This is a genomic window from Planktotalea sp. (assembly GCF_050633725.1).
In the GTDB taxonomy this organism is placed as follows: Bacteria; Pseudomonadota; Alphaproteobacteria; order Rhodobacterales; family Rhodobacteraceae; genus Planktotalea.
On sequence record NZ_JBOEHB010000015.1, the window covers coordinates 1 to 8,295 of the forward strand.

Annotated in this window: 9 protein-coding genes; 2 read left to right on the top strand and 7 right to left on the bottom strand. The window is 53.1% G+C overall.

The window, feature by feature from the left end; all coding sequences use genetic code 11:
* From ACRBCU_RS12985 to rpsL, 4 genes are all read right to left on the bottom strand, one after another.
* On the bottom strand, nt 1-226 hold a 226-nt coding region (locus ACRBCU_RS12985; RefSeq protein WP_431365817.1), incomplete at its 3' end, for a GTP-binding protein.
* A 90-nt stretch (nt 227-316) separates the two neighbouring features.
* Nucleotides 317-2,434: an elongation factor G gene (gene fusA, locus ACRBCU_RS12990; protein ID WP_431365818.1), complete on the bottom strand. Its 2,118-nt coding sequence runs from the start codon at nt 2,432-2,434 to the stop codon at nt 317-319.
* Nucleotides 2,435-2,452: 18 nt separating this feature from the next.
* Entirely contained in the window at nt 2,453-2,923 is a 471-nt protein-coding gene (rpsG, locus tag ACRBCU_RS12995) for a 30S ribosomal protein S7 (RefSeq protein ID WP_009831266.1), read from the bottom strand.
* Between the two features lie 12 nt (nt 2,924-2,935).
* Complete coding sequence (gene rpsL, locus ACRBCU_RS13000) at nt 2,936-3,307, bottom strand: 30S ribosomal protein S12 (protein ID WP_009828243.1); 372 nt, start codon at nt 3,305-3,307, stop codon at nt 2,936-2,938.
* Nucleotides 3,308-3,665: 358 nt separating this feature from the next.
* Between rpsL and ACRBCU_RS13005 the strand changes: the two genes are divergently transcribed.
* Nucleotides 3,666-4,469, top strand: a complete 804-nt coding sequence (locus ACRBCU_RS13005; RefSeq protein WP_431365819.1) for a putative rhamnosyl transferase — start codon at nt 3,666-3,668, stop codon at nt 4,467-4,469.
* Here the strand turns inward: ACRBCU_RS13005 and ACRBCU_RS13010 are convergent.
* Complete coding sequence (locus tag ACRBCU_RS13010; protein ID WP_431365820.1) at nt 4,466-5,365, bottom strand: DMT family transporter; 900 nt, start codon at nt 5,363-5,365, stop codon at nt 4,466-4,468. The two genes, ACRBCU_RS13005 and ACRBCU_RS13010, sit on opposite strands and share 4 nt — an antisense overlap.
* Before the next feature lie 278 nt (nt 5,366-5,643).
* Here ACRBCU_RS13010 and ACRBCU_RS13015 point away from each other — a divergent pair, with 278 nt between their 5' ends.
* Complete coding sequence (locus tag ACRBCU_RS13015) at nt 5,644-6,225, top strand: hypothetical protein (RefSeq protein ID WP_431365821.1); 582 nt, start codon at nt 5,644-5,646, stop codon at nt 6,223-6,225.
* 74 nt (nt 6,226-6,299) lie between these two features.
* Here the strand turns inward: ACRBCU_RS13015 and ACRBCU_RS13020 are convergent, their stop codons facing one another.
* Together ACRBCU_RS13020 and ACRBCU_RS13025 are read right to left on the bottom strand one after the other, a co-directional pair.
* A complete protein-coding gene (locus tag ACRBCU_RS13020) occupies nt 6,300-7,808 on the bottom strand; it encodes a calcium-binding protein (RefSeq protein WP_431365822.1) in 1,509 nt (502 codons plus the stop codon).
* 275 nt (nt 7,809-8,083) lie between these two features.
* On the bottom strand, nt 8,084-8,295 hold a 212-nt coding region (locus ACRBCU_RS13025), incomplete at its 5' end, for a hypothetical protein (RefSeq protein ID WP_431365823.1).

Sequence of the window (8,295 nt, forward strand, 5' to 3'; positions counted from 1 at the left end):
CAACGTGCGCGTAGTGGCGTGTCTCTGTCTCGTACTCAACGTGCGCTGTGGAGATCGTGATACCACGCGCTTTTTCTTCTGGCGCGCCGTCGATTTCGTCATACGCTTTGAAGTCACCGAATTGCTTGGTGATCGCAGCTGTCAGCGTTGTTTTACCGTGGTCAACGTGGCCAATTGTGCCGATGTTGACGTGCGGTTTATTGCGTTCAAACTTTTCCTTAGCCATGAGAGGCCTCCTTTGTATTCAAACGGTGCGTCAATGACGCACCCTACTTGATGGGGTGTAGGGTGCGTGGTTTCCCACGCACCGCTCGTTTTATGCGTATTGCGCTTGGATCTCGTCAGAGATGTTCTGCGGAACCGGCTCGTAGTGGTCGAACTGCATAGAGAAGTTCGCACGGCCAGACGACATCGAACGAAGTGTGTTGATGTATCCGAACATGTTCGCCAGCGGAACAAAGCAATCAATCGCGATGGCATTGCCGCGCGTATCCTGACCTTGAACCTGACCACGACGGGATGTGAGGTCACCGATGATGCCACCTGTGTACTCTTCCGGCGTAATCACTTCGACCTTCATGATTGGCTCGAGCAGTTTCGCACCCGCTTTGCGCATACCTTCGCGCATCGCCATACGAGCTGCGATTTCGAACGCAAGCACAGAGGAGTCAACGTCGTGGAACTTACCATCGAGCAGCTGAACCTTGAAGTCGATCACAGGGAAGCCCGCCAGAGGACCGGAGTCCATGACAGATTTAATGCCCTTTTCAACACCCGGGATGTATTCCTTCGGAACAGCACCACCAACGATTTTGGACTCGAAGGAGTAGCCTTCGCCCGGCTCTGTCGGCGTGATCTGAAGTTTCACCTCGCCAAACTGACCAGAACCACCAGACTGCTTCTTGTGCGTATAGGTGTGCTCAACTTCGTGACCAATGGTCTCGCGGTAAGCAACCTGAGGCGCACCGATGTTCGCTTCAACTTTGAATTCGCGGCGCATACGGTCCACGAGAATATCAAGGTGAAGTTCGCCCATACCCTTCATGATCGTCTGACCGGACTCTAGGTCAGTCTCAACACGGAAGGATGGATCCTCAGCAGACAGACGCTGAAGCGCGATGCCCATCTTCTCTTGGTCGCCCTTTGTTTTAGGCTCAACCGCGATCTCGATAACGGGATCAGGGAAGGTCATCGTTTCCAGAACAACCGGATCGTTAACCGCGCAAAGCGTGTCACCTGTTGTTGTGTCCTTCAGGCCGCCAAGTGCGATAATGTCGCCAGCGAATGCTTCGCTGATTTCATCACGGTCGTTGGAGTGCATGATCATCATGCGGCCAACGCGCTCTTTTTTGCCTTTGGTCGAGTTCAGGAACGTATCGCCCTTCTCCAGCTTACCGGAGTAGATGCGTGTGAATGTCAGCGAGCCAACAAACGGGTCATTCCAGATTTTGAACGCAAGCGCAGAGAACGGCATGTCATCGTCCGCACGGCGTGCGATGTCACGTGTTTCTGTCTCGTCGCCTGGCTTAAAGCCCATGTAGTCAACAACGTCGAGCGGGCTCGGCAGGTAGTCAACAACAGCGTTGAGAAGTGGCTGAACGCCTTTGTTTTTGAACGCGGAACCGCCCAAAACAGGAACGAACGCCATTGCCAGTGTACCCTTGCGGATCAACTTGCGCAGCGTTGGAACGTCTGGCTCGTTGCCTTCGAGGTAGGCTTCCATTGCGTCGTCGTCTTGCTCAACAGCTGCTTCAACCAGCTTGTTGCGCCACTCGTCAGCCATGTCTTGCAGGCTTTCACGAATAGGAGCTTTCTTCCAAGACGCGCCAAGGTCTTCACCTTCCCAGAGCCACTCTTCCATGGTCACTAGGTCAACAAGGCCTTCAAGCTCTGTCTCGGCACCGATTGGAACACCGATAGGAACAGCAACTGTACCTGTACGGTCTTCAATCATGTGAACACAGTTGAAGAAGTCCGCACCGATTTTGTCCATCTTGTTGACGAAAACCATACGTGGAACTTTATAACGGTCGGCCTGACGCCAAACTGTCTCTGTCTGTGGCTCAACGCCTGCGTTTGCGTCAAGAACCGCAACCGCGCCGTCAAGAACAGCCAAGGAACGCTCAACTTCAATTGTGAAGTCAACGTGGCCAGGGGTGTCGATGATGTTCATGCGGTGCTTTTCAGAGTCGGCTGTTACACCGTCTTCTGTACGCTCCCAGAACGTCGTCGTTGCCGCAGACGTAATGGTAATTCCGCGCTCTTGCTCCTGCTCCATGTGGTCCATGGTTGCAGCGCCGTCGTGAACTTCGCCGATGTTATGCTCTTTACCAGTGTAGTAAAGAATGCGCTCGGAACAGGTCGTTTTGCCTGCATCGATGTGCGCCATGATACCAAAGTTGCGGTATCGATCGAGGGGATATTCGCGTGCCATTTGGCTACTTCCTCTTTGTTACCAACGGTAATGGCTGAAGGCTTTGTTCGCCTCGGCCATTTTGTGAGTGTCTTCGCGCTTCTTAACAGCGGAGCCACGAGTGTTCACTGCGTCAAGAAGTTCGCCAGCAAGACGCTCTTCCATCGTGTTTTCGTTGCGTGAACGGGATGCTTTGATCAACCAACGGATCGCAAGCGCTTCGCGGCGCTCTGGGCGAACCTCGACCGGAACCTGATACGTTGCACCACCAACACGGCGGGAGCGTACTTCGACGGACGGTTTGATGTTGTCGAGCGCTTCGTGGAACACCTCGATAGGTGCGCGCTTGATCTTGTCTTCAACCCGGGTCATCGCAGAGTATACGATGCGCTCAGCAACGGACTTTTTGCCGTCGATCATCAGGTTGTTCATGAATTTAGTCAGTACGCGATCGCCATATTTGGCGTCGGGCAGGACTTCGCGTTTTTCAGCGGCGTGACGACGTGACATATCAGCCTCTCCTTATTTAGGACGCTTCGCGCCGTACTTCGAACGACGTTGCTTACGATCTTTGACGCCCTGAGTATCCAGAACACCGCGAAGAATGTGGTAACGCACACCGGGAAGGTCTTTTACACGACCGCCGCGGATCAGAACCACAGAGTGCTCCTGAAGGTTGTGGCTCTCACCCGGGATATACGAAATAACCTCGAAACCGTTGGTCAGGCGCACTTTGGCAACCTTACGCATAGCGGAGTTCGGCTTTTTCGGAGTTGTTGTATAAACGCGTGTGCACACACCACGTTTCTGTGGGCACTGCTCTAGGTGCTGCGACTTAGAGCGCTTGATTTTAGGCTGACGCGGCTTGCGGATCAGCTGTTGGATCGTTGGCATAGAAGGTGTCTTCCCCATCTCTCAACTTAGTTTTGCCGCGTGCATGTAACATGCCCGTGACGCGAAATCTGCCGTGCCGTGGAGCACATTCGCTTGAAACAAGCGAAAAAACCGCAAGCGTTCCCATTCCGAGGTGAACGTCGCGGTTGGTTCTCAGAGGTCGCTGGCTATAGGTGCCAAGGACTTGACCACAGTCGATATGATATCGGCAAATAGAGTTCCCCCTAGAGCCGGATAGCGCGCGTATAGGGGGAGTCGTTAAACGTGTCAACAGCGCAGCAATTCGCTTAGCCCTCTTGTCGCAGGCAAATGCCGATGCCATTCTGCACAACACATTATTTAGAGCCAGGAGCGCTCAATGCAAGTCATCGGATTGTGTCGATTTTCCTTTCCCGCCTTGGGGGGATTTCAGGTCGAACACGAAAGCGCGCAAGAGCGCAGCGCCTACCTCTATCGCACCCAGCGAATGGATGAGCGGTTTCGTCATTTCGAGACGATCATGCTGCCCTCTATCGCGGCCCAAACCGATCCTGACTTTACTTTTGTCATCGTCATTGGCGACAACCTTCCCGAGCACTATCAGGAACGTCTGTTTGATCTATGCGCTCCAATTCGTCAGATCATCATCCAAGCCCATGCGCCAGCCGATCACCGTGAGACAATGCAAAAGGCGATGAACTCGGTGCGCAACAAAACTGATGCGCCTTGTTTACAATTCCGCCACGATGACGATGACGCAATCGCGGTAAATTTCGTTGAAACTTATAGAAACGCCGCCATTGATTGTCGCCCGCTTTTGGAGCGCAACAAGTTTGTTGGTTTTGACTTCGCGCGCGGCTTCATCGTCCGCCCCTGCGCAGAGGGCATTTATGCAAACGAAACCTTTCACCCCTATTGGGGCGTGGCGCTTGGTATCTCAATCGCGCCGCATATTCGCAAAAGCATAATGAATTTCGCGCACGGCAAGATTAACCGCTTTATGCCAACGCTCAGCTTCGACAATCCCCCGATGTATCTACGCGGACACAATGACTTTAATGACAGCCGCCAAGGGCCGAAGGTAAGCAAACCCAAAATGATGCTTCTGGACGCTGCGGGCGAACAAAGCTTTCGCGACCTTTTTGCCGTCGACGCCGATCAAGTGCGCCGCGTTTTTGGCTAGGCTGGCTTCAAACGTCGTTTGACGCGCGCTTCTCGGTACAGCGTAAAGATGCCTGTCACAACGATCAGCGCAGCGCCCACGAAGGTGAGAGGCTCGGGCCATTCACCAAAGAAAACATAACCCAGCACAAGCGCCCAAAGCATCGCAGTATAGCGAAACGGCGATGTGAACCCGACTTCGCCGATCCGCATAACCATAACAGAGAACACGTAGCCGCCGATGACAAAGATCGCGGATGCAAGTAGCAATGCGATCTGCGCGCCGCTCATGCCAGTCCACTCCCCAGTCGCCGCGCTGCCAAAACCAGCGAAAGCCATCACAAAGATAGACCCAACCAAGGTTACAGTTAGCGATTTTACATCTTTGCTTAATCGCCGCGCCGCCAGATCACGCACGGTCACGCAAACGACGGCGCAGAGCACATAGATCGAATGGATCGTAAACCCATCCGTGCCGGGGCGCACAATCAAGAGCATGCCACAAAAACCAACCGCAATCGCCAATAAGCGCCGCCAACCAACGGGCTCTTTGAAAACAAGCGCCGCCGCGAGGGTCACGGTCAACGGAAGCGTTTGCAAAATCGACGTTACGTTGGCGAAAGGCATATTCAAAAGAGCGGTTAAAAAGAAATAGGCCGCAGCGACTTCCGCGATAGATCGCAGAACGATAAGCCAGCGATCCTTTGCGCGTGCAGGCCAAGCCAGCGCTTTTAGATAGCGCGCGAGCAGATAAATCAACACGCTCGCAAGGGCACCGCGCAAAAGTAAAACCTGAGACAGCGGAACATCCGATCCAATGCCTTTGACGCATAAATCGTTAAAGGTGAAAGCCGCCATTGAGCACATCATAAGAAGTGCGCCCTTGGCATTGTCGGAAAGATTGGAAAGCCAGTTCATGGCCCTCTATCGCTTAGTTTAGGAGGGCCGCCTAGTCTGAATACGACATGCTTCGCGGCGCTCTAGTCCGATCGCGCGAGCCGCTCAGTAAATCAAAGCCGATTTGGGCAATGTTTGCTGCAAAAGGTCCGTTTTACGAAGATACGCATGTCAGCTTTCGAGCAATCACCGACCGAGACGTTGCAAAGGATACCAGCGCATTTGACGCAATTGTCATTAGGTATGCAGCTTTGCTAGTGTATCTTGCCATTCGATCATCACCTTCAAGGAACACTTCAATGTTAATATCTTCTTTACCCGCTAGGCTAACAGCCTCCTTCAAGGTAAGCGCAGTCCTCGTTGCTGGGTTACTCATGTTCCCTCATGCCGACCACGGCGCAGCACATGCACAGCACAGCCATGGTGCCGATGGAACTGGCCATGACGAAGTCAACATGCCCGGTTTGCGCGGTGAAAACGCGAGCGTTGAAGAAAGCACCGAGCTCGCTGTCATGTTTCGTGGATTTAGAAGCTTTACGCGCACGGTCGAAAACCTGCCAAACGGGATACGAACGGTAACGCGCACGTCTAATCCAGAAGTCATGGAAGCGCTGGTGAATCATGTCGCAGGTATGACAGAACGGGTGTTCAATGAGGACGATCCGAAGATCCTTATTCAGAGCCCGACGCTCGATATTATTTTTGAGCGCGGCGACAAAATTCTTACAGAATTAGATATTCTTGATGACGGTATCGTGGTCATTCAAACCTCTGATGATCCCGAAGTTGTAGACGCACTCCAAGTCCATGCCGAAGAGGTATCGGCAATGGCAGAGCAAGGCATGCACGCCGTTCACCAGATGATGATGAAACGCCATTGACTATGAAAAGGCCTCTGCTGACCCCAGATGAGGCCTTTTCGTTAATTTTCAACGACACTTAACGCGACAGTGGTTTACAGAATGAAATCGCTCGCGGTCATGCCCGTCGTGTCAGTTACAAAAATCCGCATATCGCCCGAACCATCGCCATCGGTGTCCACATAAACGGTTGTGTTGCCTTGAGAGCCTTCCTTGATGCGGACCTCATTCGCGGTTCCTGTGAAAGCGCCCGTCCCGATAAAATCGAGCGTGTCGACGATTACACTGCTAAGATCAATCACATCACCTGCGCCAAAGTCGTCGATCTCGTCGCGTGCCGCATTGTTGGTGCTTTCTGCTGCGCTTTCGAAGATGAACACATCTGCACCAGCTCCGCCGGTCAAAAGGTCGGAGCCAAGACCACCGATGATGATGTCATCTCCGTCGCCGCCACGGATCGTATCATCGCCTTTTCCGCCGTTGAGCACATCCGCATCTTCATTCCCTTCGATGAGATCGGTCCCTTTGCCACCAGTGATCGTGTCATCGCCCTCACCACCGCAGATTTCGTCGCTTCCATCACCGCCAGAAAGATCGTCATCGCCAATTCGCCCTTTGAGCACATCCGCGCCATCGCCTCCGGTGATCGTGTCCTCGCCGTCGCCGCCGCGAATAGTATCACTACCGATGCCGCCTTCGATAAGATCATCGCCGCTGCGACCCCGAAGCAGATCGTTGTCGGCATCCCCATAGAGTAAATCGTCGTTGTTTCCACCAAGCAGGGTATCATCCCCGATGCCGCCAAAGATGCCGTCGGTGACGTTGCTGTCTCCTTTGCCGTTGTAAAAATCAGCGCCCTCGCCCAAATTCACCGAGCGGCTAACAGAACCTGACCCGACATAAATGTCATCTCCTTTTCCCAATTCGACGGTGCCATAAATCGCGCCATCATTCAGTATTTCGTCATTCGAAAGGGAGCCAGAGATGCCACCGTCCATCAACCCGTAGTTCAGAACATCAAGGACTTCTGAGTAACTGGTAATTGAAAGGCCCTGTCCCGAAATTGTGCCGTAGTTGATCACCTGAGGCGTATTCTCGCCGTGCGGTCCTGAGTTTTGGAAACGGATAGCGGGATCAGAATTCGACGTGATTGAGCCGAAATTGCGTATATGGCCAGCAACAGCAATCACATCCATGGCCTCGCCAAATTGACCGCTTATCACACCGCGATTTACGACCTCAAATGTCGTCCCAGAATAATCCACCCCCACCCGACCACTGATTAACCCATCATTGATCAAATTGTGCTGACTATCCTGAATATTCATGCCATCACCATTGTTACTGCTCACCGTGCCGGTGAACGTAACGTGTGTGGTGTTCGCATAAAACTCCCCCGCGCTGTTCATGTTGATCCCAGCTAAAGCGCCATAGACTGTGCCGGCGATCGTCATGTAAGTTCCGTCATCGTTCGCATCGATGCCATACCCGCTTGTCGCCAAGAGCTGGCCTGTTTGGGAGACAAAAACAGCGTTGGCGCCAACAACGTCGAGTGCGTCACCTGTATTGGCGAGGGTAATGTCAGTAATTATGTGGTCGGGCATGGAAGTTACCTCCTTGAAAATCTTGCGGCGACGGAAAATGACGATGCCATGAGTCACTTGGCGTTCAAATGTCGTAAAACCGTGCGATGCTTTATTGAAAAATGCTAGCGATTAACAAATTGCCCAGTTTTGCCTTTTTTAACAAGTCGGGTGATCCGTACCACGCTACATGCAAGAACGGCTTGCACGTCGATGCTGCCTCGAACGTCCGCCGCAAACGAAAAAGGCCCCCGCTGTTTCCAGCGAGGGCCTTTTTCAATTTCTAAAGCAGCGCTTTATTCGTCGCGGCTCTCAGGTGTTGAGAACACATCATCGGCATTGGTGAACACGTCACCGCCAACAATGTCATCCGTTGGCGCAGCAAGTGCCGCGGCCGCTTCCGCTTCGATGCGGCGTGCTTCAACAACCACGTTGTCGCGATCTTGTGCAACGCGTTGCATCTGCTGTGTCGCTCCGCCTGTACCAGCTGGGATCAAGCGACCCACGA

Bases quoted from the DNA above. Each gene is read 5' to 3' on its own strand.
- fusA (WP_431365818.1), bottom strand. From the start codon at position 2,434: ATGGCACGCGAATATCCCCTCGATCGATACCGCAACTTTGGTATCATG.
- rpsG (WP_009831266.1), bottom strand. From the start codon at position 2,923: ATGTCACGTCGTCACGCCGCTGAAAAACGCGAAGTCCTGCCCGACGCC.
- rpsL (WP_009828243.1), bottom strand. From the start codon at position 3,307: ATGCCAACGATCCAACAGCTGATCCGCAAGCCGCGTCAGCCTAAAATC.
- ACRBCU_RS13005 (WP_431365819.1), top strand. From the start codon at position 3,666: ATGCAAGTCATCGGATTGTGTCGATTTTCCTTTCCCGCCTTGGGGGGA.
- ACRBCU_RS13010 (WP_431365820.1), bottom strand. From the start codon at position 5,365: ATGAACTGGCTTTCCAATCTTTCCGACAATGCCAAGGGCGCACTTCTT.
- ACRBCU_RS13015 (WP_431365821.1), top strand. From the start codon at position 5,644: ATGTTAATATCTTCTTTACCCGCTAGGCTAACAGCCTCCTTCAAGGTA.
- ACRBCU_RS13020 (WP_431365822.1), bottom strand. From the start codon at position 7,808: ATGCCCGACCACATAATTACTGACATTACCCTCGCCAATACAGGTGAC.